Annotated in this window: 24 protein-coding genes and 1 other RNA gene; 10 read left to right on the top strand and 15 right to left on the bottom strand. The window is 56.9% G+C overall.

The window, feature by feature from the left end; translation table 11 throughout:
• Window positions 1–90: 90 nt before the first annotated feature.
• Window positions 91–750: a hemolysin III family protein gene (locus IPZ49_RS12540; RefSeq protein ID WP_022649307.1), complete on the bottom strand. Its 660-nt coding sequence runs from the start codon at window positions 748–750 to the stop codon at window positions 91–93.
• 266 nt (window positions 751–1,016) lie between these two features.
• On the opposite strand from IPZ49_RS12540, the gene IPZ49_RS12545 reads away from it, so the two are divergent.
• The 6 genes from IPZ49_RS12545 (at window position 1,017) to IPZ49_RS12570 (ending at window position 6,934) form a co-directional block, all read left to right on the top strand.
• Window positions 1,017–1,748, top strand: a complete 732-nt coding sequence (locus IPZ49_RS12545; protein WP_063146842.1) for a MurR/RpiR family transcriptional regulator — start codon at window positions 1,017–1,019, stop codon at window positions 1,746–1,748.
• Between the two features lie 116 nt (window positions 1,749–1,864).
• Window positions 1,865–3,298 (top strand): 6-phospho-beta-glucosidase BglA, encoded by a 1,434-nt coding sequence (gene bglA, locus IPZ49_RS12550; RefSeq protein ID WP_022649309.1) that lies wholly within the window; start codon window positions 1,865–1,867, stop codon window positions 3,296–3,298.
• Between the two features lie 124 nt (window positions 3,299–3,422).
• The gene (locus tag IPZ49_RS12555; protein WP_022649310.1) at window positions 3,423–3,782 is read left to right on the top strand and encodes a hypothetical protein; all 360 of its coding nucleotides are present in this window, start codon (window positions 3,423–3,425) and stop codon (window positions 3,780–3,782) included.
• 48 nt (window positions 3,783–3,830) lie between these two features.
• Entirely contained in the window at window positions 3,831–5,840 is a 2,010-nt protein-coding gene (locus IPZ49_RS12560; protein WP_063146841.1) for a protein-disulfide reductase DsbD, read from the top strand.
• A 1-nt stretch (window position 5,841) separates the two neighbouring features.
• Window positions 5,842–6,444: a DsbA family protein gene (locus IPZ49_RS12565; RefSeq protein ID WP_058677518.1), complete on the top strand. Its 603-nt coding sequence runs from the start codon at window positions 5,842–5,844 to the stop codon at window positions 6,442–6,444.
• Window positions 6,434–6,934 (top strand): protein disulfide oxidoreductase, encoded by a 501-nt coding sequence (locus IPZ49_RS12570; protein ID WP_063146840.1) that lies wholly within the window; start codon window positions 6,434–6,436, stop codon window positions 6,932–6,934. The genes IPZ49_RS12565 and IPZ49_RS12570 overlap by 11 nt, the downstream gene beginning before the upstream one ends.
• 2 nt (window positions 6,935–6,936) lie before the next feature.
• Here IPZ49_RS12570 and IPZ49_RS12575 read toward each other — a convergent pair whose 3' ends face one another.
• From IPZ49_RS12575 to IPZ49_RS12610, 8 genes are all read right to left on the bottom strand, one after another.
• Entirely contained in the window at window positions 6,937–7,680 is a 744-nt protein-coding gene (locus IPZ49_RS12575) for an SDR family oxidoreductase (protein WP_063146839.1), read from the bottom strand.
• 70 nt (window positions 7,681–7,750) lie between these two features.
• Window positions 7,751–10,624 carry an aminomethyl-transferring glycine dehydrogenase gene (gene gcvP / locus IPZ49_RS12580; protein WP_045308801.1) on the bottom strand — a complete coding sequence of 958 codons (2,874 nt, stop codon included), beginning with the start codon at window positions 10,622–10,624 and terminating at the stop codon, window positions 7,751–7,753.
• A 127-nt stretch (window positions 10,625–10,751) separates the two neighbouring features.
• Window positions 10,752–11,141: a glycine cleavage system protein GcvH gene (gene gcvH, locus IPZ49_RS12585; RefSeq protein ID WP_006811885.1), complete on the bottom strand. Its 390-nt coding sequence runs from the start codon at window positions 11,139–11,141 to the stop codon at window positions 10,752–10,754.
• Between the two features lie 23 nt (window positions 11,142–11,164).
• Window positions 11,165–12,259 carry a glycine cleavage system aminomethyltransferase GcvT gene (gcvT, locus tag IPZ49_RS12590; protein ID WP_003860107.1) on the bottom strand — a complete coding sequence of 365 codons (1,095 nt, stop codon included), beginning with the start codon at window positions 12,257–12,259 and terminating at the stop codon, window positions 11,165–11,167.
• 397 nt (window positions 12,260–12,656) lie between these two features.
• Window positions 12,657–13,859: an FAD-dependent 2-octaprenylphenol hydroxylase gene (ubiI, locus tag IPZ49_RS12595; RefSeq protein WP_022649317.1), complete on the bottom strand. Its 1,203-nt coding sequence runs from the start codon at window positions 13,857–13,859 to the stop codon at window positions 12,657–12,659.
• 12 nt (window positions 13,860–13,871) lie between these two features.
• A complete protein-coding gene (ubiH, locus tag IPZ49_RS12600; RefSeq protein WP_063146838.1) occupies window positions 13,872–15,050 on the bottom strand; it encodes a 2-octaprenyl-6-methoxyphenyl hydroxylase in 1,179 nt (392 codons plus the stop codon).
• Entirely contained in the window at window positions 15,047–16,360 is a 1,314-nt protein-coding gene (gene pepP / locus IPZ49_RS12605) for a Xaa-Pro aminopeptidase (protein ID WP_113788156.1), read from the bottom strand. The genes ubiH and pepP overlap by 4 nt, the downstream gene beginning before the upstream one ends.
• Window positions 16,361–16,391: 31 nt before the next feature.
• Window positions 16,392–16,970 carry a YecA family protein gene (locus IPZ49_RS12610; RefSeq protein WP_003860099.1) on the bottom strand — a complete coding sequence of 193 codons (579 nt, stop codon included), beginning with the start codon at window positions 16,968–16,970 and terminating at the stop codon, window positions 16,392–16,394.
• Window positions 16,971–17,137: 167 nt separating this feature from the next.
• Here IPZ49_RS12610 and zapA point away from each other — a divergent pair, with 167 nt between their 5' ends.
• The 3 genes from zapA (at window position 17,138) to IPZ49_RS12625 (ending at window position 18,313) form a co-directional block, all read left to right on the top strand.
• Window positions 17,138–17,467, top strand: a complete 330-nt coding sequence (gene zapA, locus IPZ49_RS12615) for a cell division protein ZapA (RefSeq protein ID WP_003860096.1) — start codon at window positions 17,138–17,140, stop codon at window positions 17,465–17,467.
• 41 nt (window positions 17,468–17,508) lie between these two features.
• Window positions 17,509–17,692: non-coding RNA, 6S RNA (gene ssrS / locus IPZ49_RS12620), on the top strand.
• 24 nt (window positions 17,693–17,716) lie between these two features.
• On the top strand, window positions 17,717–18,313 hold the full coding sequence (locus tag IPZ49_RS12625) for a 5-formyltetrahydrofolate cyclo-ligase (protein ID WP_022649320.1): 597 nt from the start codon (window positions 17,717–17,719) through the stop codon (window positions 18,311–18,313).
• 409 nt (window positions 18,314–18,722) lie between these two features.
• Here the strand turns inward: IPZ49_RS12625 and serA are convergent, their stop codons facing one another.
• Complete coding sequence (serA, locus tag IPZ49_RS12630) at window positions 18,723–19,955, bottom strand: phosphoglycerate dehydrogenase (protein WP_022649321.1); 1,233 nt, start codon at window positions 19,953–19,955, stop codon at window positions 18,723–18,725.
• Between the two features lie 265 nt (window positions 19,956–20,220).
• Window positions 20,221–20,880: a ribose-5-phosphate isomerase RpiA gene (gene rpiA, locus IPZ49_RS12635; protein ID WP_022649322.1), complete on the bottom strand. Its 660-nt coding sequence runs from the start codon at window positions 20,878–20,880 to the stop codon at window positions 20,221–20,223.
• 127 nt (window positions 20,881–21,007) lie between these two features.
• Between rpiA and argP the strand changes: the two genes are divergently transcribed.
• Complete coding sequence (gene argP / locus IPZ49_RS12640) at window positions 21,008–21,901, top strand: DNA-binding transcriptional regulator ArgP (RefSeq protein WP_003860089.1); 894 nt, start codon at window positions 21,008–21,010, stop codon at window positions 21,899–21,901.
• A gap of 42 nt (window positions 21,902–21,943) precedes the next feature.
• On the opposite strand, the gene IPZ49_RS12645 is transcribed toward argP, so the two are convergent.
• From IPZ49_RS12645 to fbaA, 4 genes are all read right to left on the bottom strand, one after another.
• Window positions 21,944–22,666 (bottom strand): oxidative stress defense protein, encoded by a 723-nt coding sequence (locus IPZ49_RS12645; protein ID WP_063146836.1) that lies wholly within the window; start codon window positions 22,664–22,666, stop codon window positions 21,944–21,946.
• 92 nt (window positions 22,667–22,758) lie between these two features.
• Window positions 22,759–23,394: an arginine exporter ArgO gene (argO, locus tag IPZ49_RS12650; protein ID WP_003860085.1), complete on the bottom strand. Its 636-nt coding sequence runs from the start codon at window positions 23,392–23,394 to the stop codon at window positions 22,759–22,761.
• A 143-nt stretch (window positions 23,395–23,537) separates the two neighbouring features.
• Window positions 23,538–24,392, bottom strand: a complete 855-nt coding sequence (locus tag IPZ49_RS12655; RefSeq protein WP_022649325.1) for a small-conductance mechanosensitive channel MscS — start codon at window positions 24,390–24,392, stop codon at window positions 23,538–23,540.
• Window positions 24,393–24,580: 188 nt separating this feature from the next.
• Window positions 24,581–25,660: a class II fructose-bisphosphate aldolase gene (gene fbaA, locus IPZ49_RS12660; RefSeq protein WP_017692704.1), complete on the bottom strand. Its 1,080-nt coding sequence runs from the start codon at window positions 25,658–25,660 to the stop codon at window positions 24,581–24,583.
• Between the last annotated feature and the right edge of the window lie 58 nt (window positions 25,661–25,718).

Here is a 25,718-nt window from a genome sequence, read left to right on the forward strand (position 1 = left end):
TATTGCTTCTGCATAAAAAATTACTGGGGAACCCTCAGCCCTGTGGGAGAGGGTCGGGGTGAGGGCATCAGACCGCACCTTACAAAAAAACTACACCTGACCAACATACAGATAAATTGCCAGAAAGTGGCACACGCTGCCGCCCAGCACAAAGCCGTGCCAGATGGCATGGTTGTACGGGATACGCTTGCAGACGTAGAAAATCACGCCCAGCGAGTAGATCACTCCGCCCACCGCCAGAAGCGTCACGCCCCCCACCGCCAGCTTAATGGCTAACTGATACACCACAATCAGCGACAGCCAGCCCATTGTCAGATAGGTGACCAGCGACAACACTTTGAACCGGTGCGCGATGGTCAGCTTGAACAGGATCCCCAGCAGCGCCAGGCTCCAGATTACAATCATCAGGCCACGCGACAGCGGTGAGTTGAGCCCCACCAGCAAAAATGGCGTGTAAGTGCCTGCAATGAGAAGATAGATTGCGCAGTGGTCAAATTTCTTGAGCCATATCTTCGCCCGTTGATGCGGAATAGCGTGATACAGCGTTGAGGCAAGGAAAAGCAGGATCATACTCCCGCCATACAGGCTGTAGCTGGTAATGGCCATCGCGCTGGCGTTGGTATCTACCGCCTGCACCAGCAGCAATACTAAGCCGACAATCCCAAACACCAGGCCAATGCCATGGCTTATACTGTTGGCTACTTCCTCAGCCAGCGAATATCCCTGTGCGATTAATGGTCTGCTCACCATACTTAACTCCGGGAAAACAAAAGATGATTATTCATCGCCAGTCTATGCTAACTGAGAATGATTCCAGTGAACACCTGTTAGCTAAAATAAATCCATAATCAAGATTTATCCTTACAAATCAGTATAATGCAAAATAAATCCACCGCACAGGTGTAAATGATTTCATTAACACCTGAGTAATCAAGGCGATAAATCCGTCTCTCACCCTTCGTCATCATGGTATGCTTCAGGGATAGTGTCCGACAGCGAGTTTAGCCATTGTGAGTATGTTCAGCCATTCCGCCATTGCCAGCCTCAACAATCTGGAAATGATGGTCTACAACTATGTCATTAAGAACCGTGACAAAGTGATGTACATGACCATCCGCGAGCTGGCGGATGCGGCGGGAGTCTCTACCACTACTATCCTGCGCTTCTGCCGAAAGCTCAACTGCGAAGGCTACTCGGAATTTCGGGTGCGCTTTAAACTCTATCTGGAGCAGAACGAGCCGCAGCAGACGAATTTTGGTGCCAGTGAAATTATCAGCTTCTTTAAAAGCGTAAATAACGAAGAGTTCGATGCGTTATTAGATAAAGCCGTCGATATTATTTTATCATCTGAACGAATTATTTTTGTTGGCGCAGGCACGTCCGGATCGCTGGCAAAATATGGCGCACGTTTCTTTTCAAATATCGGGAAATTCAGCAACCATATCGACGATCCTTATTTCCCGGTCACTAACGATATGGCTAAAAATGCACTGGCCATTGTACTTTCCGTCTCCGGAGAAACCGAGGAAATCCTGCGCTTCGCCAGCCAGTTCAGCCTGCATCGCTGCAAGGTGCTCTCTGTCACCAGCCACGAACATTCTCGTCTCGCGAAACTGGCGGACTTTAATCTCTCCTGGCATGTCCCCCAAACGCGCATAGGCGGCGTTTACGATATAACCACCCAAATTCCCGTCATCTATATTCTGGAATCATTAGGCCGGAAACTGGCGAAGAAATTAACAGAATAAAACATCCTGTTTTTTTGATGTGACAAATTACAATTTCCGCAAAATGTTATATCGTGACATTTATTTCCGCTTTGCTAGACTCGAAATCAATAAGTCCTGAATTGAGAATAGCAAAGATGAAAAAACTCACTTTACCGAAAGATTTTTTATGGGGCGGCGCGGTGGCGGCGCACCAGGTTGAAGGCGGCTGGAACAAAGGCGGCAAAGGGCCAAGCATTTGCGACGTGCTCACCGGCGGCGCACACGGCGTTCCGCGTGAAATCACGCAGGAAGTGATTGAAGGCAAATATTACCCGAACCACGAAGCCGTCGACTTTTACGGCCATTACAAAGAAGACATCAAGCTGTTTGCCGAGATGGGCTTCAAATGTTTCCGTACCTCTATCGCCTGGACGCGCATCTTCCCGAAAGGCGACGAAACTCAGCCAAACGAAGAGGGGCTGAAGTTTTACGACGACATGTTCGATGAACTGCTGAAGTACAACATCGAGCCGGTGATCACCCTCTCCCACTTTGAAATGCCGCTGCACCTCGTTCAGGAATACGGCGGATGGACCAACCGTAAAGTAGTCGATTTCTTTGTACGCTTCTCGGAAGTGGTATTTGAGCGCTACAAAAATAAGGTCAAATACTGGATGACCTTCAACGAAATCAACAACCAGCGCAACTGGCGTGCGCCGCTGTTCGGCTACTGCTGCTCTGGCGTGGTCTATACCGAGCACGACAACCCGGAAGAGACCATGTACCAGGTGCTGCACCACCAGTTCGTGGCCAGCGCGTTGGCGGTGAAAGCCGCCCGCCGCATTAACCCGGAGATGAAAGTCGGCTGCATGCTGGCGATGGTGGCGCTCTATCCGTACTCCTGCAAGCCAGAAGATGTGATGTTTGCTCAGGAATCCATGCGCGAGCGCTACGTCTTTACCGACGTACAGCTGCGCGGCTACTACCCGTCTTACGTGCTGAACGAGTGGGAACGCCGTGGCTTCTCCATCAAAATGGAAGCAGGCGACGAGCAGATCCTGCGTGAAGGCACCTGCGATTACTTAGGTTTCAGCTACTACATGACCAACGCGGTCAAAGCGGAAGGCGGCACCGGTGACGCCATTTCCGGCTTCGAGGGCAGCGTGCCGAACCCACACGTCAAGGCGTCCGACTGGGGCTGGCAGATTGACCCTGTGGGCCTGCGTTATTCACTGTGTGAACTGTACGAACGCTACCAGAAGCCGCTGTTTATCGTGGAAAATGGTTTCGGCGCCTACGACAAGGTGGAAGAGGACGGCAGCATCAACGATGACTACCGCATCGACTACCTGCGCGCCCATGTGGAAGAGATGATGAAGGCGGTGACCTGGGACGGTGTGGATCTGATGGGCTACACCCCGTGGGGCTGCATCGACTGCGTCTCCTTCACCACCGGCCAGTATAGCAAGCGCTACGGCTTTATCTACGTCAACAAGCACGACGACGGCACCGGTGACATGTCCCGCTCCCGTAAGAAGAGCTTTGAGTGGTATAAAACCGTCATTGCCAGCAACGGCGAAACGCTGTAATGGCTTGCCCTCTCTGCAAGCGGAGAGGGCAAACTGCTTATCTTCCAGACACTTCTTTACAGCTTTTGCGTTGCCAAAATATGTTCGCCCGATAATATAGGCATCCTGAATATTTGAGGCGAACATGATTAAGCGACAACGCAACGCTATCCTGCTTGTAGCCCTGGCCTGCCTGGTGGTACTGATATGTACCGCCCAGCGGATGGCCGGGATGCACGCGCTTGTCATGAACGTCACCGCCACGAGCCAGTCTGTTCAGCAGGGGCAGGAGAGTGCCGACGCACCGGTAACCCCGTGTGAGCTAAGCGCCAAGTCGCTGATGTCGGTCCCGCCTGTTTTGTTTGAAGGCGCCCTGATTGCCGTCACCCTGCTGCTGGCGTTGCTGGCAGCCAGTCCACCGCGCCGCGAACGGCAGTGGCCTCCCCGCGTTATCTCCCCGCCCCGGTTAAGGGTGCATCTGCGATTATGCGTCTTCCGTGAATGAGCCTTCACCTGTTACTTCAGGTTAATTCATCATTTACGGAGAAAATTTATGTTTACTGTATTCAGGCGACTGCTGGTCTGCCTGCTTTGGCTATGGCTGCCCCTCAGCCAGGCTGCCGACAGCGGCTGGCTGCGCGCCGCCGATAATCAGCACGCCAGCGTCAGGCTGCGTGCGCAACCTGAAAGCACTGGCGAAACCCGCCTGCTGCTGGACGTCACCCTGCAAAAAGGCTGGAAAACCTACTGGCGCTCGCCGGGCGAAGGCGGCGTCGCACCCGCGATTAAATGGCATCAGCCCGTCGAGGCGATCTGGCGCTGGCCTGTGCCGCAGCGTTTCGACGTCGCGGGCATCACCACGCAGGGCTATCACGGCGATGTCAGCTTTCCCCTCACTCTGCGGGGCGACGTCCCGACGATCCTGAGCGGCGTGCTGACGCTCTCCACCTGTAGCAACGTCTGTATTCTTACCGACTACCCGTTTTCGCTGAACATGACCGCATCCGCAGGCGCCGGTTTTGATTACGATTTCAGTCGGGCCATGGGCACCCTTCCGCTCAGCGGCGGGTTGACCTCAACGCTTAACGCCACCTATGCCCCCGGCAAGCTGACCGTAACGGCGCAGCGTGACGCAGGCTGGCAGGCGCCGTCGCTGTTTATCGACGGTATGGATGATGTTGATTTCGGCAAACCGGCCCTCACCGTGCGCGGTGATTCGCTGGTCGCCACCGTGCCCGTGACGGACAGCTGGGGCGAGGCCGCGCCCAACCTCAGCGGCAAAACCCTGTCACTGGTTCTGGCCGATAGCGGGCAGGCGCAGGAGTCCAGCCTGAGCATTCAGCCGGGGAACGCCGCGCCGACGCTCCCGTTAGGCTGGGTGCTGCTGATGGCGCTGGCTGGTGGCCTGATCCTCAACGTTATGCCCTGCGTGCTGCCGGTGCTGGCCATGAAGCTGGGCACGCTGATGCAAACCGAACGGCAGGCGCGGGGTCAGGTACGCCGACAGTTTCTTGCATCGGTAGCCGGGATCGTGATCTCGTTCCTCGCACTGGCGCTGATGATGACGGTATTACGTTTAGGCAATCAGGCGCTCGGCTGGGGGATCCAGTTCCAGAACCCGTGGTTTATTGGTGCGATGGCGCTGGTGATGGTGCTTTTCAGCGCCAGCCTGCTGGGGTTGTTTGAAATCCGTCTCCCTTCCGGCGCCAGCACCTTCCTCGCCACGCGCGGCGGCAACGGGCTTGCGGGTCATTTCTGGCAAGGCGCGTTTGCCACGCTGCTGGCGACACCCTGCACCGCGCCGTTCCTGGGGACGGCGGTCTCGGTCGCGCTGGCGGCGCCGCTTCCCCTGCTGTGGGGGATCTTCCTGGCGATGGGTATCGGCATGAGCCTGCCGTGGCTGCTGGTGGCGGCCTGCCCGGGGCTGGCCCAGCGGTTGCCGCGTCCGGGGCGCTGGATGAACGTTGTACGCGTAGTGCTGGGGATGATGATGCTCGGCTCATCGCTGTGGCTGCTGAGCCTGCTGACGGTGCACATTGGCAGCCTGCCCGTCATCACGCTGGGCGTGCTGCTGATCCTTGCGCTGCTGCTGGTCACCGCCTGGCGCTACCGCTGGCAAACGGCACTGCGCGCCGGGGTATTAGCTGTACTGGTGGCCGGGGTGGTCGCGTTTGTTTCCGGCTCCGGCGGCGAGGGCTCCCGCCGCGATCGTATTCACTGGCAGCCGCTCAGCGAGCAGGCCATTGTCCGCGCGCTGGCGGAGAACAAACGGGTGTTCGTCGACGTGACCGCCGACTGGTGCGTGACCTGTAAAGCCAATAAATACAACGTACTGCTGCGCGACGACGTGCAGGTCGCGCTCTCCGCCCCGGACGTTGTCGCCCTGCGCGGCGACTGGAGCCGCCCCTCAGATACCATCAGCCAGTTTTTAACCACGCGCGGCAGCGCCGCCGTGCCGTTTAACCAGATCTACGGACCGGGATTACCTCAGGGCCACGTGCTGCCTGCGTTGTTAAGCCGCGAAGCGGTGCTGAGCACCCTGTCCGATGCAAAAGGAAAATAACATGAGAACCTTCGTTGCCTTACTTCTGCTGTCGTTATCAACGTTCGGTTTCGCCGCACCGTCAGATGACGCATCCAACGACCAGCTGGCAAAACTGCTGTTTAACGACCCCAACAGCCCGCGAACCGGCGCGACATCGCCGAAGCTCACCATCGTCTCCTTCACAGACTACAACTGCCCGTATTGCAAGCAGTTCGACCCAATGCTGGAGAAAATCGTGCAGGAAAATCCCGACGTGCAGCTCATCATCAAACTGCTGCCGTTCAAGGGACAAAGCTCGGTAAATGCCGCGAAAGCGGCGCTCTCAACGTGGCAGCAGGCGCCGGATCAATTCTGGGCACTACACCAGCGGCTGATGATGAAAAAGGGCTATCACGATGACGCCAGCATCGCCGCCGCGCAGGTGAAGACCGGGACGGACAGCATTAAAACCGATGATAAAACTATGGACAGCGTAAAGATGAACCTGATCCTGGCGCAGGTGCTGAATATTCAGGGCACCCCGGCGACCATCATCGGTGACCAGATGGTGGCGGGCGCAATCCCGTATGACGATCTGGAGGGGCTAGTCAAAGAACAGCTGGCAAACACCCGTGGCAAGTAAGCTTTCGCGCCTGCTGCGCGAGCTGGCCGTGTGGCTGCTGATTGGCGTAGCCGTGAGCCTGGCGGTGGACTATTTCCGCCAGCCCGCGCTGCCGCAGAATTTCTCCGCGACGGCACTGCACACCCTCGACGGTCAGCCCGTCGATCTTATCGCCATGAGTAAGGAGCGACCGCTGCTGGTCTACGTCTGGGCGACATGGTGCGGCGTCTGCCGCTACACCACGCCGTCGGTGGCGGCGATTGCCGCGGACGGGGGTAACGTGATGTCGGTTGCGCTGCGCTCGGGCGATAACGCGACGCTCGAAACATGGATGAGAAAGAAGAAGGCGATGATGCCCACGGTCAACGACGCCAGCGGAGAACTGGCGCGTCAGTGGGACGTTCAGGTGACGCCAACGCTTGTGGTGATCTCTCACGGTGAAGTGAAGTCGATCACCACCGGCTGGACCAGCGGCTGGGGAATGCGCCTGCGGCTGTGGCTGGCGTCGTAGCGTTACTTCCCGCCAGCCAGCTCCAGGAAGCTACCGGTGACATAGGAGGCTTTGTCGCTCAGCAGCCAGGAAATGGCCTGGGCGACCTCCTCCGGCTGACCGCCACGCTGCATCGGTAACATCGACTTCACCCGATCCACACGCCCCGGCTCGCCGCCGGAGGCGTGAATATCGGTATAAATCAGGCCTGGCCGCACGCAGTTAACTCGAATGCCCTGCGCCGCCACCTCCAGCGCGAGGCCGGTGGTGAGGGAATCCACCGCCCCTTTGGAGGCAGCATAATCCACATACTCCCCCGGTGCGCCCAGTCGTGAGGCCGCCGAGGAGACATTCACAATCGCGCCGCCCTTGCCGCCGTGTTTATGCGACATGCGCTTCACCGCCTCACGGCAGCAGAGAAAATAGCCAGTGACGTTGGTGGACAGCACGCGGTTAATACGTTCAGCGGAGAGGTTTTCGATGGAGGATTGTTCAAACAAAATCCCGGCGTTGTTCACCAGCGCGGCGAGCGGCTCACCTTCGCGATCGATGCTGTCGAACATCGCCATCACCTGCGATTCATCGCTGATATCCGCGCGCACGGCAAAGGCCTTACCACCCGCGTCCACGATCTGATTAATGACCTCTGTCGCGGCTTTGATGTTGTGATGAAAATTCACCGCAACGGTGTAGCCTTCGCTTGCCAGCTGTAGCGCGGTGGCTTTACCAATACCCCGGCTGGCGCCGGTGACCAATGCAATTGCCATTCTTTTCTCCCAATAAAAAAGCCGGGTGGCGGCTTCGCCTTACCCGGCCTACGTTACTACAGGAACAACGTTACTGGTATTCGCTCATCGGCACGCAGGAGCAGAACAGGTTACGGTCGCCGTAAACATCATCAAGACGTTTCACGGTTGGCCAGTATTTGTTTGCTACACCTGCCGGGAAGACAGCCAGCTCGCGGGTATAACCGTGGTTCCACTCTGCCACCAGTTCGTTCTGGGTATGCGGCGCGTTGACCAGCGGGTTATCTTCCAGCGTCCATTCCCCGCCTTTCACGCGGTCGATTTCGCTGCGGATCGCCAGCATCGCGTCGATAAAGCGATCCAGCTCCACCTTGCTTTCAGACTCGGTCGGCTCAACCATCAGCGTTCCTGCAACCGGGAAGGACATGGTTGGCGCGTGGAAGCCGTAGTCGATCAGACGCTTGGCAATATCCAGCTCGCTGATGCCCGTCTCTTCTTTCAGAGGACGAATATCGAGGATGCATTCGTGCGCCACGCGACCATCGCGGCCGGTGTAGAGCACCGGATAGGCGTCTTTCAGACGTGTTGCGATGTAGTTGGCGTTGAGGATCGCCACCTGGCTGGCCTGCTTGAGCCCTTCCGCGCCCATCATGCGGATGTACATCCAGCTGATTGGCAGGATAGAGGCGCTGCCGAACGGTGCCGCGGAGACCGCGCCCTGACGGGTCAGCATGCCTTCAATCTGCACCACGCTATGGCCTGGCACAAACGGTGCCAGGTGCGCTTTGACGCCGATTGGGCCCATGCCCGGGCCGCCGCCGCCGTGCGGAATGCAGAACGTTTTATGCAGGTTGAGGTGCGACACGTCCGCGCCAATAAAGCCCGGAGAGGTAATGCCCACCTGGGCGTTCATGTTCGCGCCGTCGAGGTAAACCTGGCCGCCGAACTGATGCACCACTTCACATACTTCACGGATCGTTTCTTCGTACACGCCGTGGGTGGACGGGTAGGTCACCATGATGCAGGAGAGTTTGTCGCCTGCCTGCTCGGCTTTCGCGCGCAGGTCGGCCAGATCGATGTTGCCGTTTTTGTCGCACGCCACAACCACCACTTCCATTCCTGCCATCTGGGCAGAAGCCGGGTTGGTACCGTGGGCAGAGCTTGGGATCAGACAGATATCGCGGTGGCCTTCGTTGCGGCTTTCGTGATAGTGACGGATCGCCAGCAGACCGGCGTATTCACCCTGCGCACCGGAGTTCGGCTGCATGCAGAGCGCGTCGTACCCGGTCAGCTTCACCAGCCAGTCGGAGAGCTGGTTGATCATCATGTGATAACCTTCCGCCTGCTCAGCCGGGCAGAACGGGTGCAGCTCGGAGAATTCAGGCCAGGTGATTGGGATCATCTCAGCCGCGGCGTTCAGCTTCATGGTGCAGGAGCCCAGCGGGATCATCGCCTGGTTCAGCGCCAGATCTTTACGTTCCAGAGAGTGCATGTAACGCATCATCTCGGTTTCGCTGTGATAGCGGTTGAACACCGGGTGAGTCAGGATCGCGTCGTCGCGCAGCATGCTTTCCTGAATGGAGCGGCTGTCGAGCGCAACCTCTTTGTCGAGCGTATCAACGTCCAGACCCTGTGCGTCACCCAGCAATACGTTGAACAGGGTCAGGATATCGTCACGGGTGGTGCTTTCGTCCAGCGTAATACCGACCGCATTGTGAATGTCGCTGCGCAGGTTGATTTGTGCTGCCTCGGCGCGCGCCAGCACGGCCGCTTTGTCTGCCACCTCGACGCACAGGGTGTCGAAGTAGTGCTCATGACGCAGTCTGAGACCTTTCTGTTGCAGACCGCAGGCCAGGATATCGGCCAGACGGTGGATGCGGCTGGCAATGCGTTTCAGACCTGCCGGACCGTGGAACACCGCGTATAAGCTGGCAATGTTAGCCAGCAGCACCTGCGAGGTACAGATGTTGGAGTTCGCTTTCTCGCGGCGGATATGCTGCTCGCGGGTCTGCATCGCCATGCGCAGCGCGGTGTTACCGGCGGCATCTTTCGATACGCCGATAATACGGCCTGGCATGGAACGTTTAAATTCATCTTTCGCGCCAAAGAACGCCGCGTGCGGGCCGCCGTAGCCCATCGGCACGCCGAAGCGTTGCGCTGAGCCGAAGACAATATCCGCGCCCTGTTTACCTGGCGCCGTCAGCAGCACCAGCGCCATAAAATCAGCGGCGACGCTAACAATAACCTTACGGGATTTGAGCTCGGCGATCAGCGCGCTGTAATCATGCACTTCCCCGGTGGTGCCCACCTGCTGTAACAGCACGCCGAAGACGTCCTGGTGATCCAGCACTTTGTCAGCGTCGTCGACAATCACCTCAAAGCCGAAGGTTTCCGCACGGGTGCGCACCACGTCCAGCGTCTGGGGATGCACGTCCGCCGCGACGAAGAAGCGGTTGGCGTTTTTCAGCTTGCTCACGCGCTTCGCCATCGCCATCGCTTCAGCGGCGGCAGTGGCTTCATCCAGCAGCGAGGCAGAGGCGATATCCATACCGGTCAGATCCAGCGTCACCTGCTGGAAGTTCAGCAGCGCTTCCAGACGGCCCTGGGAGACTTCTGGCTGATACGGGGTGTAAGCGGTGTACCAGCCCGGATTTTCCAGCATATTACGCAGGATCACCGGCGGTAATTGCACGTTGGTGTAGCCCATGCCGATGTAAGACTTATAGCGCTTGTTAAGGCCGGCGATGGCCTTCAGCTCCGCCAGCGCGGCGAACTCCGTCGTGGACTCGCCTACCTGCGGCGGTGTGGCAAGCTGGATGTCTTTTGGCACGATCTGGCCGATCAGTGCGTTTAATGAATCCGCGCCAACTGTCTTCAGCATCTCCTGCTGTTGCTGAGCATCCGGCCCAATGTGACGTTCAATGAAGGCGCCACGGTTTTCAAGCTGGCTTAAAGTCTGTGTCATGAGCGATGGTTCCTGAAACGTGCAGTGAATCGTAATTATCTGTAACGCTGTTGCCCGGTGGCGCTAACGCTTACCGGGCCTAAGTAGATCTGTAGGCCGGATAAGCGCAGCGCCATCCGGCACAACGTTATTCGTCTTCCAGTAGTGCTTCGTACGCGGTCGCATCCAGCAGCGCGGCAACCTGCGCTTCGTCGCTGGCTTTGATCTTAAAGATCCAGCCGCCTTCATAAGGCTCGCTGTTCACCAGCTCCGGGGAGTCGCTCAGCGCGTCGTTCACGGCAACAATTTCACCGCTCACCGGAGCGTAGATGTCAGAGGCCGCTTTAACGGATTCCGCCACCGCACAGTCGTCGCCTGCGCTCACGGTTGCGCCCACTTCCGGCAGGTCAACAAACACCATGTCGCCCAGCAGTTCCTGCGCGTGCTCGGTGATCCCAACGGTGTAAGTGCCGTCCGCCTCTTTGCGCAGCCACTCGTGTTCTTTGCTGTATTTCAGTTCTGCTGGCACATTGCTCATTGAAGTTCTCCTGATAAAAATAGTTAGGCGACCGGCTTACCGGCGCGAACAAAAATCGGTTTGGTCACGTTGACCGGCATTTCGCGGTTGCGGATCTGCACCACCGCCGTTTCGCCAATCCCCGCTGGCACGCGTGCCAGTGCAATACTGTAGCCGAGCGTCGGGGAGAACGTTCCGCTGGTGATCACGCCTTCGCGATGATTGCCATCGGCATCGGTGAAGCGCACCGGCAGCTCGCCGCGCAGAACGCCTTTTTCTTTCATCACCAGGCCAACCAGCTGTTCAGTGCCCTTCTCGCGCTGCATCTCCAGCGCTTCACGGCCAATAAAATCACGGTCAGCCGGTTCCCACGCGATGGTCCAGCCCATGTTGGCCGCCAGCGGTGAGACGCCTTCGTCCATCTCCTGACCGTAGAGGTTCATCCCCGCTTCCAGACGCAGCGTATCGCGCGCGCCCAGGCCCGCAGGCTTCACACCCGCCTCCACCAGCGCACGCCAGAAATCGGCGGCCTTTTCGTTTGGCATTGCAATTTCGTAGCCCGCTTCACCGGTGTAGCCGGTGGTGGCGATAAACAGATCCCCCGCCTGCACGCCGAAGAACGGCTTCATGCCTTCGGTTGCTTTGCGCTGCTCGTCGCTGAACAGAGACGCGGCTTTCGCCTGGGCGTTTGGCCCCTGCACCGCAATCAGCGACAGATCGTCACGAACGGTGATGTCGATGGCGTAGGGTTCAGCGTGTTGGGAAATCCAGGAGAGGTCTTTTTCGCGGGTGGCGGAGTTTACAACGAGGCGGAAGAAATCTTCGGTGAAGTAGTAGACGATGAGGTCGTCAATCACGCCGCCAGAGGCATTGAGCATGCCGGTATAGAGCGCTTTGCCCGGCGTTTTTAGTTTGGCGACGTCGTTTGCCAGCAGATAACGCAAAAACTCCCGGGTGCGGCTTCCGCGCAGGTCGACAATCGTCATATGAGACACGTCGAACATACCGGCATCGGTGCGCACCGCGTGGTGCTCATCAATCTGCGAGCCGTAGTGCAGCGGCATCATCCAGCCGTGGAAGTCCACCATGCGGGCGCCGCATAACACGTGCTGTTCGTATAAAGGAGTCTGTTGAGCCATCTTTTCCTCGTTGAAAAATTCACCGTGAAACCCGGTGTCGACCTCGCGATCGAGGGCCGACGCAAACGTTCTCTTTTACCTGAACTTACCACCGAAACCGGCGGTTAACCATAAGGTAAAATGGGTCATCACATTAGCTTATGACCAAAAATCGCTGAAAAGCCTACAGAGTTATTCACTGGTAAAATGCGATTAAACCCGCATAAAATTAACATCGAGCTAACAGGATTTAGCAGAAGGTGATATTTCGTGCGGAAAAACGGGCCGAATTTCCGTAACATAAAAATTGTAAGATTAGATTTTCTAATGCGAAAAATGACGTGAAATTAGATTATTTCAAACGAGGAGATTTCCCCGGCGCGAAGGCCGGGAAAATAAAGTGTGACGGGGATCGAGATTAACGTAACCAGTCGGGAAGATCGTTAAGGCCCATTGCCTGACGAAGAAGCTGCGGTTTGACGCCGGGAAGGGTGTCGGCCAGTTTGAGGCCGATATCGCGCAGCAGTTTTTTCGCCGGGTTCGCTCCGGCAAATAGCTCGCGGAAGCCCTGCATACCCGCCAGCATCATCGCCGCACTGTGTTTGCGGCTGCGCTCGTAGCGACGCAGATACAGATGCTGACCAATATCTTTACCTTCCCGATGCAGACGACGCAGCTCTTCAACCAGCTCGGCCGCGTCCATAAAGCCGAGGTTCACCCCCTGCCCGGCCAGCGGATGAATCGTATGCGCCGCATCCCCCACCAACGCCAGACGGTGCGCCGCAAACTGACGCGCGTAGCGACCGGTTAACGGAAACGCCTGGCGTTCGCTTTCAAGCGTGCACAGGCCCAGACGGTTATCAAACGCCACGCATAGCGCCTGATTAAAGGCGTCCGGCGTCGCCTCCTGCATCTGCTGTGCTTTCTCCGGCTCTAAAGACCAGACGATGGAGCAGAGATGCGGATCGGCAAGCGGCAGGAAGGCCAGAATGCCATCATTGTGGAAAATCTGGCGCGCCACGCCGCCATGCGGCTCTTCGGTGCGGATTGTGGCAACCAGGGCGTGATGACGGTAATCCCAGAAGGTCAGCGGAATATCCGCTTTGTTACGCAGCCAGGAATTGGCGCCGTCGGCACCCACTACCAGCCGCGCGGTCAGCATGTCGCCGCTTTCAAGAGTGATAAACGCGTCGTTTTCGCCCCACGCCACCTGCTGAAGTTTCGCCGGTGCGATCAGCGTGACGTCGCTGCACTGCTGCGCTTTTTGCCACAGCGCGTGGTGAATCACCGCGTTTTCAACGATGTGCCCAAGGTGGCTGTAGCCCATGCTTTCATCGTCAAACGCGATATGGCCGAAGCTGTCTTTATCCCACACTTCCATGCCATGGTAACAGCTGGCACGCAGCGCCACGATTTCAGACCAGACGCCAAGGTGCGTCAGTAGCTTTTCGCTGGCGGCATTGATCGCCGAGACGCGCAGCTCCGGCGGTGCATCCTGCGCCACGGGCTGCGGCGCGTTTTGCTCAAGCACCGCCACGCGTAGGCCGCTGCCCTGTAAACCACAGGCCAGGGCCAGTCCTACCATTCCGCCGCCGACAATGGCGACATCAACATTTTGCACGGTGATTACTCCTTAACGCGCGACCCAACCCAGGGTCCGCTGCGCCAGCACGTCACGTGCCGGAATGAACAGTTCCATCGCCATCAGCCCAAGGTTGCGACCCGCAACCAGCGGTGCCCAGCGATTGGCAAACAGGTGGACTAAACCGTCGGTAACGCCAATGGTCGCCGCTTTGTCCGCCTGACGTCGTTTCTGGTAATGGCTAAGCACTGAGTATGCGCCACAATCCTGTTGTTCGCTCCACGTCTGCGCCAGTAGCTCAGCCAGGCTCATCACGTCGCGCAGGCCAAGGTTAAAGCCTTGCCCGGCGATGGGGTGCAGCGTCTGCGCGGCGTTGCCGACCAGAGCGACGCGATGGGAGACAGTCTGCGATGCGGTCGTCAGCGCGAGCGGATAGGCCACGCGTTTTCCGGCCTGGGTGATACGCCCAAGCCGCCAGCCGAAGGCTTTTTGCAGCTCGGAACTAAAACGTTCGTCGGACCAGGAGAGAACCTCATCGGCCCGGTCCTGCGCATGGCACCACACCAGCGAGCAGCGCCCGTTCGACATCGGCAGCATGGCCAGCGGGCCGTGCTCCGTGAAGCGCTCAAATGCCCTGCCGTTATGCGTGCCAGCCGTAGAGACGTTAGCGATGACCGCCACCTGCCCATAGGGTTCAGAGCGCAATTCGACGCCGCACTGCGTGGCGATCGCGGAGCGTGAACCATCCGCCGCCACCAGCAGTTCCCCCTCCAGCGTGGTGCCGTTGTCCAGCGTCACGCTGACGGCTTCGTCACGGCGGCTAAAGCTGGCGACGCGCGCCGGACAGTGCAGCGTGACGCCAGGCGCGTCCTGTAACAGACGGAACAGCCGCAGCCCTACGTCATGCAGCTCGACAACCTGCCCCAGCGCCTCGATCCGGTAATCGTGGGCATCCAGCGTCACAAACCCGGCGTGCCCGCGATCGCTGACGTGAACGGTGCCGATCGCCGTTGCGCAATCCGCTATCACCTGCCAGATCCCAATACGCGCAAGCTGCTGACAGGTTCCCTGCGCCAGCGCGATAGCGCGGGCGTCGAAACCGGGATGATCGGTCGCCTGCGGCGCGACCGCCTCAACCAGATGCACCGGAAGCTGGCCCTGGGTTAACCGCGAAATAGCCAGCGCCAGAGTAGCGCCGGTCATGCCTCCGCCAACGATGATTACGCTCATCCGCGTGCCGCCGCCATCAGCGCCTCGATGTCGTCGGCTTTTTTCACCACGGTCGCGGTCAGGTTTTCGTTACCGGTTTCGGTGATGACGATGTCATCTTCAATACGAATGCCGATCCCGCGGTACTGTTCCGGCACGTCGGCATCCGGCGCGATGTACAGCCCCGGCTCAACGGTCAGCACCATGCCAGGCTCCAGCACGCGCGAACGTTCCGGACCGTATGCCCCCACGTCATGCACATCCAGCCCCAGCCAGTGGCTCAGGCCATGCATAAAGTACGGGCGATGGGCGTTTTCGGTTATAAGGGTGTCCACATCGCCTCTCAGAATGCCGAGCTTCACCAGCCCGGTAATCATGATGCGCACCACCTCGCCCGTAACCTCCTGGATGGAGGTGCCCGGGCGGAACAGCGTCAGCGCGGTCTCCAGAGACTCAAGCACGATGTCATAGATTTCACGCTGCGCTGGGGTGAATTTACCGTTCACCGGGAAGGTACGGGTGATATCGCCCGCGTAACCCTGATATTCACAGCCGGCGTCAATCAGCACCAGATCGCCGTCGCGCAGTTCACTTTCGTTTTCGGTGTAGTGCAGAATGCAGCCGTTTTCCCCGCCGCCTACGATGGTGTTATAGGACGGGAAGCGCGCGCCGTGACGGTTAAATTCATGGTGAATTTCCCCTTCAAGCTGGTACTCGAACATACCGGGACGGCACTTTTCCATGGCGCGGGTATGCGCCAGGGCGCTGATTTCGCCCGCGCGGCGCATCACATTCAGCTCTTCTTCAGACTTAAACAGGCGCATCTCATGCACCACCGGTCGCCAGTCTGTCAGGGTTGCGGGTGCAGACAAATTCTGACGTGAGCCTTTACGCAGCTTATCCAGCGCAGTGAAAACAATCTCATCCGCATACGCGTATTCACCCTGCGCGTGATAGAGCACGTCCAGACCGTTGAGCAGTTGATAGAGCTGCTGGTTGATTTCGCTGTAGGCCAGCGCGCGGTCCACGCCCAGTTTTCCCGGCGCCGCCTCCTGCCCTAAGCGGCGACCAAACCAGATTTCCGCAGTCAGATCGCGAACGCGGTTGAAAATCACGCTGTGGTTGTGGGTGTCATTGCTTTTAATCAGCACCAGTACCGCTTCCGGCTCGTTAAACCCGGTGAAGTACCAGAAATCGCTGCTCTGGCGATAGGGGTATTCGCTGTCGGCGCTGCGCGTCACTTCCGGCGCGGCGAAAATCAGGGCAGCGCTTCCCGGCTGCATTTTTGCCAGCAGCGCCTGACGACGGCGAGAATACTCTTGACTGGAGATAACCATGACACCCTCCTGTGCGTTATTTTTCTTAGTGTAATGTTGGCTTGCGAACTTCCGGCGCGGTCGGCTGCGAGCGCGTAAAGTTGTCGTGGCACAGCAGAGACGCCACGCGCACGTACTCGATGATCTCTTCGAGAGACATCTCCAGCTCTTCCTGGTCTTCGTCTTCATCGTAGCCGAGCTGGGCGATGTTACGCAGATCGTCGATCGCTTCACCCGCTTCGCCGGTCACTTTATCCAGTTTAGGCTGGGTTACACCCAGGCCAAGCAGATAGTGGTTTACCCACCCCGCGAGCGCATCAGCGCGATCGAAGACGCTGACATCGTCGCCTTCAGGCAGATAAAGCTGAAAAAGAAAGCCATCGTCTTCCAGGGAATCGCTGGTTGCGGCGTGCATTTTACGCAGCGCTTCCGCCAGTTCGTGGCCAAACGCCAGCCCTTCGTTGGTGAGGTCGTGGATCAGCGGCTGCCATGAGCTGTCGCTGTTTCCGCCGCACAGTATGCCGCTGATCAGACCGTGCATTTCGGCAGGGGTTAGACCGACTCCCTGCTGGTTCAGTAACTGGTTTAAATCCTTGTAACCAGGCATTTCGTTCTGTATAGACATACGCATTCGTCATCAAAGGGAGGATATTCATGATATGCTACCACTTTGGACCCTGGTGATACCAGAAAAGGGCTTGTATCTTCACATCAGGGTAGCTATAGTGTCGCCCCTTCGCAGCCCCCGGGGCAGTAAGCGAAGGCAGCGCAGTCAATCAGCAGGAAGGTGGCATGTCTGCACAACCCGTCGATCTCCAGATTTTTGGCCGTTCACTGCGAGTGAATTGTCCGCCTGAACAAAGGGATGCTTTGAATCAGGCTGCGGACGATTTGAATCAGCGGTTGCAAGATCTAAAAGAACGCACTAGAGTCACAAATACTGAGCAGCTGGTTTTCATCGCCGCGTTGAACATCAGCTATGAACTGACTCAGGAAAAAGCGAAGACCCGCGATTACGCGGCAAGCATGGAGCAGCGCATTAAAATGCTCCAGCAGACCATTGAACAGGCATTGCTTGATCAAGGTCGCAGTCCTGAAAGACCGGGACCAAAGTTTGAATAACACTTCTCAGTTGACTATGGTAGAGTAACTGTGAAGACAAAATTTCTCTGAGATGTTTGCAAGCGGGCCAGTCCCCTGAGCCGATATTTCATACCACAAGAATGTGGCGCTCCATGGTTGGTGAGCATGCTCGGTCCGTCCGAGAAGCCTTAAAACTATGACGACACATTCACCTTGAACCAAGGGTTCAAGGGTTACAGCCTGCGGCGGCATCTCGGAGATTCCCTCTCTCTTCTTCTACCAACAACCATGACTCAATTCCCTGAAGTTTCTGCTTCACGCCAGGATATCCGTCAGCTCATTCGCCAGCGTCGTCGTGCCTTAAGCGCCGAACAACAGGCACAGTTTGCCCAGCAGGCCGCCGCCCGTATGATGGCCTATCCGCCTGTGGTGATGGCAAACACCGTCGCCTTGTTTCTTTCGTTTGATGGTGAGCTGGATACCCAACCGCTTATCGACCAGCTCTGGCGCGCCGGGAAAAAAGTTTATCTGCCGGTGCTGCATCCCTTTAGCCGGGGCAATCTGCTGTTTCTGCACTACCATCCGCACAGCGAGCTGGTGGTGAATCGTCTGAAAATCACCGAACCCAAACTCGACGTGCGCGATGTGCTGCCGCTATCTGAACTGGATGTGCTGATTACGCCGCTGGTGGCATTTGACGAGCAGGGACAGCGCCTGGGAATGGGCGGTGGTTTTTACGACAGAACGCTACAAAACTGGCAGCAGTACGGATTGCAGCCGGTGGGCTATGCGCATGATTGTCAGGGCGTGGAGGCATTACCCGTGGAGAAATGGGATGTGCCGTTGCCGGCGGTGGTGACGCCCAGTAAAACCTGGACCTGGTAGAACAAAGCCGGGTGGCGGCTACGCCTTACCCGGCCTACATAAATCCTCGAACTTTGTAGGTCGGGTAAGCGTGAGCGCCACCCGACACCACAGACCGCACGAACATTGTAGGTCGGGTAAGCGTAAGCGCCACCCGACACACAGACCCCACGAACATTGTAGGTCGGGTATGCGTAAGCGCCACCCGACACACAGACCGCACGAACATTGTAGGTCGGGTAAGCGTGAGCGCCACCCGACACACAGACCTCACGAACATTGTAGGTCGGGTAAGCGTAAGCGCCACCCGACACACAGACCGCACGAACATTGTAGGTCGGGTAAGCGTGAGCGCCACCCGACACACAGACCGCACGAACATTGTAGGTCGGGTATGCGTAAGCGCCACCCGACACCACAGACCGCACTATCAGTACAGCAGACGCGCGCGAATCGTCCCCGGAATGGCCTTCATGCTCTGCAATGCTTTCTCGGCAATGTCTTCATCCGCTTCAATATCAATCACCACATAACCCATCTGCGCGTTCGTTTGCAGATACTGCGCGGCAATGTTGACGCCCTGTTCGGCAAAGATCTGGTTGATAGCAGTCAGCACGCCCGGACGGTTTTCGTGAATGTGCAGCAGACGACGCCCGCCGTGTAGCGGCAGAGACACTTCCGGGAAGTTCACCGCAGAGAGCGTTGAACCGTTGTCGGAATATTTGCTCAGCTTGCCCGCCACTTCCAGGCCGATATTCTCCTGCGCTTCCTGAGTAGAACCGCCGATGTGCGGCGTCAGGATCACGTTGTCGAACTCGCACAGTGGAGAGGTGAACGGATCGCTGTTGGTGGCCGGTTCCGTCGGGAACACGTCAATCGCCGCACCCGCCAGATGCTTACGCTTCAGCGCATCGCACAGGGCAGGAATATCGACCACTGTACCGCGCGCGGCGTTGATCAGCAGCGAGCCCGGCTTCATCAGCGCCAGCTCTTCCGCTCCCATCATGTTTTTGGTGGACGCATTTTCCGGCACGTGCAGGCTGACCACGTCGCTCATGTTCAGCAGGTCAGAAAGATGCTGCACCTGCGTCGCGTTACCCAGCGGCAGTTTGTTTTCGATATCGTAGAAAAACACGTGCATGCCAAGGGATTCCGCCAGAATACCGAGCTGCGTACCGATGTGGCCGTAACCAATAATCCCGAGTTTTTTACCACGCGCTTCGTAGGAGCCCGCGGCCAGTTTATTCCACACGCCGCGGTGCGCTTTGGCGTTAGCTTCCGGAATACCGCGAAGGAGTAGCAGCAGCTCGCCAATCACCAGCTCCGCCACGGAACGGGTGTTGGAGAACGGGGCGTTAAAAACCGGGATACCGCGTTTTGCGGCGGCATTCAGATCAACCTGATTGGTACCGATACAGAAACAGCCAATCGCCACCAGCTTTTCCGCCGCAGCAATAACGTCTTCAGTCAGTTGGGTACGGGATCGCAGGCCAATGAAATGGGCATCACGGATGGACGCTTTCAGCTCTTCAGTATCCAGCGCGCCTTTGTGAAATTCGATGTTGGTGTAACCTGCAGCGCGAAGGCTATCGAGCGCTTTCTGGTGCACGCCTTCAACCAGCAGGAATTTAATCTTGTCTTTCTCCAGTGATACCTTTGCCATTTACCCGACCCTGTTTTTATCTGAACTGATGTTGTGCTGGATATAAATCCCGTGCAGCCAACATATCAAAAAAAACTATTGCAGCAATATGAACGTTTGCGTCGGCACTCTGAAGAAAAGTCATACAGAGCAAAATGACAGAGGAAAATGCTATGGAAATTTACAAACGCGGAAGGATCGGCAAAAGAGGCGGAAAAACGTGACACAAGTCACCGAATTTAGCTTTTCAAAATTTTTTAGCGGGGGGAGCGCTCCCCCCGTCAGATCATTTTACGATGGTTTTTACACCGTCAGCCGTGCCGATCAGCGCCACGTCCGCGCCACGGTTGGCAAATAACCCTACGGTAACGACGCCCGGAATGCCGTTGATCGCATTTTCCAGCGCAATGGCATCGAGGATCTCAAGGCCGTGAACGTCGAGGATCACGTTGCCGTTGTCGGTCACCACACCCTGACGGTATTCCGGACGACCACCCAGCTTCACCAGTTGACGTGCCACGGCACTGCGCGCCATCGGGATCACTTCGACCGGCAGCGGGAAACTCCCCAGAATGTCGACCTGCTTGGAGGCGTCCGCGATGCAGATGAACTTATCCGCCACGGAGGCAATGATTTTTTCGCGGGTCAGCGCCGCGCCACCGCCTTTGATCATCTGCATGTGGCCGTTGATTTCATCCGCGCCATCAACGTAAATGCCCAGACGGTCCACTTCGTTGAGGTCGAAAACAGTGATGCCGAGGCTTTTCAGCTTTTCCGTGGAAGCATCGGAGCTCGAAACCGCGCCCTCGATTTGCCCCTTCATCGTGCCCAGCGCATCGATAAAGTGCGCCGCCGTCGATCCCGTACCAACACCGACAATGGTACCCGGCTGTACGTACTGGAGAGCCGCCCATCCTACTGCTTTTTTCAGTTCATCCTGCGTCATGATCGTTTTGCCTGTGGTGTGAAAACTCAGGGCGCATTATAGAACACGTCGAATGGATTTCGTCTGCCACGAAGGGAAAATTGTGTCATAGTGCAGATTAAGCAAAATTAAGGAGTCAGCCAGAGCAATGAAACGTCCGGACTACAGAACACTACAGGCACTTGATGCAGTTATTCGTGAACGCGGTTTTGAGCGCGCGGCGCAAAAGCTGTGCATCACCCAGTCCGCCGTATCACAGCGTATCAAACAGCTTGAAAACATGTTCGGGCAGCCGCTGCTGGTGCGTACCGTACCGCCGCGTCCAACGGAGCAAGGACAAAAGCTCCTCGCCCTGCTGCGCCAGGTTGAACTGCTGGAAGATGAGTGGCTGGGCGATGAACAGACCGGCTCCACGCCGCTGCTGCTGTCGCTGGCGGTGAACGCCGACAGTCTGGCAACCTGGCTGCTGCCGGCCCTTGCGCCGGTGCTGGCCGACTCCCCTATCCGCCTGAATCTCCAGGTTGAAGATGAAACCCGCACCCAGGAACGCCTGCGTCGCGGCGAAGTGGTTGGTGCCGTCAGTATTCAGCCTCAGGCGCTGCCAAGCTGTCTGGTGGATCAGTTGGGCGCGCTGGATTACCTCTTCGTCGGTTCAAAAGCCTTTGCCGAGCGCTATTTCCCGAACGGTGTGACCCGCGCCGCGCTGCTGAAAGCGCCTGCCGTCGCGTTCGACCATCTGGACGATATGCATCAGGCCTTCCTGCAGCAAAACTTCGATCTGCCGCCGGGCAGCGTGCCGTGTCATATCGTTAACTCGTCCGAAGCCTTCGTGCAGCTTGCACGTCAGGGAACCACCTGCTGCATGATCCCGCATCTGCAGATTGAGAAAGAGTTGAAAAGCGGTGAGCTGATTGATTTAACTCCGGGGCTGTATCAGCGCCGGATGTTGTACTGGCACCGTTTTGCGCCGGAAAGCCGCATGATGCGCAACGTCACCGACGCGCTGCTGGCGTTTGGGCATAAGGTGTTAAGACAGGATTGAAAAACAAGCCGGGTGGCGGCTTCGCCTTACCCGGCCTACGGGTTACTGAGCTGGCTTTTCAGTCGGCTCCAGCTGGAACACCACATCAACCTGATCGTCGAACTGAATGGTTGGCTGCTCGTAGGTTTCCTGAGCAGAAACCGGCGCGGCGTCCGCTTTCATCATCCGCACCATCGGGCTTGGCTGGTAGTTTGAAACGTGGTAACGCACGCTGTAAACCGGACCGAGCTTGCTCTTGAAGCCGGATGCCAGCTGCTGTGCCTGATGAATGGCATCATCAATCGCCGCTTTACGCGCTTCGTCTTTATACTTCTCCGGTTGCGCAACGCCCAGCGAGACGGAACGAATTTCGTTCAGCCCTGCCTTCAGCGCACCATCCAGCAATCCGTTGAGCTTATCAAGCTGGCGCACGGTCACTTCTACAGTACGCACGGCGCGATAGCCTTTCAGGATGCTTTTGCCGTTCTGGTAATCGTAATCCGGTTGAGTACGCAGGTTCGCAGAGCTGATGTCTTTTTTCGCGACACCGTTCTGTTCAAGGAAAGAGAGGTATTGCGCAACACGATCGTCTGCCTGTTTCTTGGCGGAAGCAGCATCTTTCGCCGCCACGTTCACTTCAATTGCCAGGGTTGCAACATCCGGTACCGCATCCACGCTTGCCGTACCTGAAGTGACAATGTGCGGGCCGTTTGGCAGTTCATTCGCCTGCACCGACACCGCACCTAAACTTACTAATGCCGCCAGGACCATCACCTTAAACTTCACTGTCATTCCTCCATGTTGCGAAGAGTGCCCTGTTAACAGGGCTCATGCCAGCAAGCTTAGCGGGTCTTGTTCAGATGTCCATAAGACAACGCTTAGTTGAACAATCCCTGTACGTGATGAATGCCCTCTTTCGCCAGCTGGAAGGCAATAAACCACATCACCAGCCCCACCAGGGTATTGATAATGCGCTGCGCTTTGGCGGTACGCAGTCGTGGTGCCAGCCATGCCGCCAGGATCGCAAGACCAAAGAACCAGAGGAAGGAGGCGCTGACCGTACCGAGCGCAAACCAGCGTTTGGGCTCAACGTCCAGCTGTCCACCCAGGCTGCCGAGCACCACGAACGTATCAAGATAAACGTGCGGGTTAAGCCATGTCACGGCGAGCATGGTGACGATAATCTTCCAGCGCCCTTGCTTCATCACTTCGGCGCTCGCCAGCTCAAGATTGCTGCTCATGGCCGTTTTCAGGGCGCCAAACCCGTACCACAGCAGAAACGCTACGCCGCCCCAGGTAACCAGTGCCAGCAGCCACGGCGACTGCATCAACAGGGCGCTGCCGCCAAAAATCCCGGCGCAAATCAACAGCAGATCGCTCACCGCGCACAGCAAGGCAATCATCAGATGGTACTGACGGCGGATGCCCTGATTCATCACGAACGCATTTTGTGGACCAAGGGGAAGGATCATGGCCGCACCTAACGCAAGCCCTTGAAAATAGTAAGATAACATAACGTAATTCTCGCAGAGTTGTCCTGGGGCAGACTATACTGCGGGAACGACATTAGAGGAAATGGATAATATTAATTGGGGATTAGCGAGGCTAATAAAAGAAAAGCCCGGTGTCGCTGATGCTTACCGGGCCTACGGAGACGTTACTCTGCTTCTTTGACTTTTTTGACGTTTACGTCCATCTGCGGGTACGGGAAGCTGATGCCGTTAGCATCGAAGTCACGCTTAATGCGCTCCAGCACATCCCAGTATACGTTTTGCAGATCGCTGCTTTTGCTCCAGATGCGCACCACAAAATTAATGGATGATGCGCCCAGTTCATTCAGACGAACGGTCTGCTCGCGGTCCTTCAGAATACGGTCATCTGAAGCAATGATGTTGGTAATCAGAGACTTCACCTGATCGATATCGGAATCGTACGCCACGCTGATGATCAGCTCGTTACGACGCACCGGCTCGCGGGAGAAGTTAATGATATTGCCGGCAATGATTTTCCCGTTCGGTACCACCACAATACGACCGTCGACAGTACGCAGAGTGGTAGAGAAAATCTGTACCTGCAACACGGTACCCGCGATCCCGCCTAAATCCACGTATTCACCGGAACGGAACGGACGGAAGGTTACCAGCAGTACGCCCGCCGCCAGGTTCGACAGCGAACCCTGTAATGCCAGACCAATGGCCAGACCGGCAGCACCGAGCACAGCGATGACGGATGCCGTCTGCACGCCGACACGCCCCAGCGCCGCAATCAGCGTAAAGGCGATGATGCCGTAACGCACCAGCGCGGAGAGGAAATCGGCGACCGTGGCGTCAATGTGTCGTGCAACCATCACCCGGTTGACCGCGTTCGATACGATACGCGCCACGATCATCCCGACAATGATGATGGCAATAGCGGCAACAATATTCACAGCGTAGCTCAGCAGTAGCGCCTGGTTGCGCACCAGCCAGTTACCCGCGTGATTGATGCTGTCTACAACATCAAGTTGTTCCATTTATTCTTCCTTTTGCTAAACCAAAACACAAAATCTATCCCTTAAGGGGACAGGCAGGTCAGTAAAGGGTAAACAAAAAGAGCGGGTAATGCCAAACAGATCACAAAATCAGGTATTGCAGGATATTGAAAAAGCATAAAAAAAGGCCCGCATTTGCGGGCCTTCTGATGTGCTGTCAGCAGTACAAATTACAGAACGTCAACCGCGTTCAGTTCTTTGAATGCCTGCTCCAGACGAGTAATCATAGAAGTCTGGGCAGCGCGCAGCCATACGCGTGGATCGTAGTATTTCTTGTTCGGCTGGTCTTCGCCTTTCGGGTTGCCCAGCTGACCTTGCAGGTAAGCTTCGTTGGTTTTGTAGTATTGCAGGATACCGTCCCAGGTTGCCCACTGGGTGTCGGTATCGATGTTCATTTTCACTACGCCGTAGCTTACGGAATCTTTGATTTCCTGAGCAGAAGAACCGGAACCGCCGTGGAAGACGAAGTTCAGGCTGTTGTGCGGCAGGTTGTGTTTCTTAGACACATATTCCTGAGAATCACGCAGGATGGTCGGGGTCAGAACCACGTTACCTGGCTTGTACACGCCGTGCACGTTACCGAAGGATGCTGCGATGGTGAAGCGTGGGCTGATTTTGCTTAGCTCGGTGTAAGCGTAATCAACGTCTTCTGGCTGAGTGTACAGAGCAGAAGCGTCCATGTGGCTGTTGTCCACACCGTCTTCTTCACCGCCGGTGCAACCCAGTTCGATTTCCAGGGTCATGCCCATTTTGGACATACGCGCCAGGTACTTAGAGCAGATCTCGATGTTTTCTTCCAGAGACTCTTCGGACAGGTCGATCATGTGAGAAGAGAACAGTGGCTTACCGGTTGCTGCGAAGTGTTTTTCACCTGCGTCCAGCAGACCGTCGATCCATGGCAGCAGTTTTTTCGCGCAGTGGTCAGTGTGCAGGATAACCGGAACACCGTAGTGCTCAGCCATCTGGTGAACATGATGTGCGCCAGAGATAGCACCCAGGATAGCAGCGCCCTGAGGAACGTCAGTTTTCACGCCTTTACCTGCGATGAACGCAGCGCCGCCGTTAGAGAACTGAACGATAACCGGTGCTTTAACTTTTGCAGCGGTTTCCAGTACGGCGTTGATGGAGTCGGTACCTACGCAGTTAACTGCTGGCAGAGCGAAGTTGTTTTCTTTAGCTACCTGGAACACTTTCTGTACGTCATCACCAGTGATAACGCCAGGTTTTACGAAATCAAAAATTTTAGACATGTTGCTTAGTCCTGTATCTTCGGCCGTTAGAAAAGGTGCGAGCTCTGATAAGCGCGCT

The sequence above is a fragment of the Enterobacter cloacae complex sp. S2 genome (assembly GCF_015159675.1).
GTDB lineage: Bacteria > Pseudomonadota > Gammaproteobacteria > Enterobacterales > Enterobacteriaceae > Enterobacter > Enterobacter intestinihominis.

Bases quoted from the DNA above. Each gene is read 5' to 3' on its own strand.
- IPZ49_RS12540 (WP_022649307.1), bottom strand. From the start codon at position 750: ATGGTGAGCAGACCATTAATCGCACAGGGATATTCGCTGGCTGAGGAA.
- IPZ49_RS12545 (WP_063146842.1), top strand. From the start codon at position 1,017: ATGTTCAGCCATTCCGCCATTGCCAGCCTCAACAATCTGGAAATGATG.
- bglA (WP_022649309.1), top strand. From the start codon at position 1,865: ATGAAAAAACTCACTTTACCGAAAGATTTTTTATGGGGCGGCGCGGTG.
- IPZ49_RS12555 (WP_022649310.1), top strand. From the start codon at position 3,423: ATGATTAAGCGACAACGCAACGCTATCCTGCTTGTAGCCCTGGCCTGC.
- IPZ49_RS12560 (WP_063146841.1), top strand. From the start codon at position 3,831: ATGTTTACTGTATTCAGGCGACTGCTGGTCTGCCTGCTTTGGCTATGG.
- IPZ49_RS12565 (WP_058677518.1), top strand. From the start codon at position 5,842: ATGAGAACCTTCGTTGCCTTACTTCTGCTGTCGTTATCAACGTTCGGT.
- IPZ49_RS12575 (WP_063146839.1), bottom strand. From the start codon at position 7,680: ATGGCAATTGCATTGGTCACCGGCGCCAGCCGGGGTATTGGTAAAGCC.
- gcvP (WP_045308801.1), bottom strand. From the start codon at position 10,624: ATGACACAGACTTTAAGCCAGCTTGAAAACCGTGGCGCCTTCATTGAA.
- gcvH (WP_006811885.1), bottom strand. From the start codon at position 11,141: ATGAGCAATGTGCCAGCAGAACTGAAATACAGCAAAGAACACGAGTGG.
- gcvT (WP_003860107.1), bottom strand. From the start codon at position 12,259: ATGGCTCAACAGACTCCTTTATACGAACAGCACGTGTTATGCGGCGCC.
- ubiH (WP_063146838.1), bottom strand. From the start codon at position 15,050: ATGAGCGTAATCATCGTTGGCGGAGGCATGACCGGCGCTACTCTGGCG.
- IPZ49_RS12610 (WP_003860099.1), bottom strand. From the start codon at position 16,970: ATGTCTATACAGAACGAAATGCCTGGTTACAAGGATTTAAACCAGTTA.
- zapA (WP_003860096.1), top strand. From the start codon at position 17,138: ATGTCTGCACAACCCGTCGATCTCCAGATTTTTGGCCGTTCACTGCGA.
- IPZ49_RS12625 (WP_022649320.1), top strand. From the start codon at position 17,717: ATGACTCAATTCCCTGAAGTTTCTGCTTCACGCCAGGATATCCGTCAG.
- serA (WP_022649321.1), bottom strand. From the start codon at position 19,955: ATGGCAAAGGTATCACTGGAGAAAGACAAGATTAAATTCCTGCTGGTT.
- rpiA (WP_022649322.1), bottom strand. From the start codon at position 20,880: ATGACGCAGGATGAACTGAAAAAAGCAGTAGGATGGGCGGCTCTCCAG.
- argP (WP_003860089.1), top strand. From the start codon at position 21,008: ATGAAACGTCCGGACTACAGAACACTACAGGCACTTGATGCAGTTATT.
- argO (WP_003860085.1), bottom strand. From the start codon at position 23,394: ATGTTATCTTACTATTTTCAAGGGCTTGCGTTAGGTGCGGCCATGATC.
- IPZ49_RS12655 (WP_022649325.1), bottom strand. From the start codon at position 24,392: ATGGAACAACTTGATGTTGTAGACAGCATCAATCACGCGGGTAACTGG.
- fbaA (WP_017692704.1), bottom strand. From the start codon at position 25,660: ATGTCTAAAATTTTTGATTTCGTAAAACCTGGCGTTATCACTGGTGAT.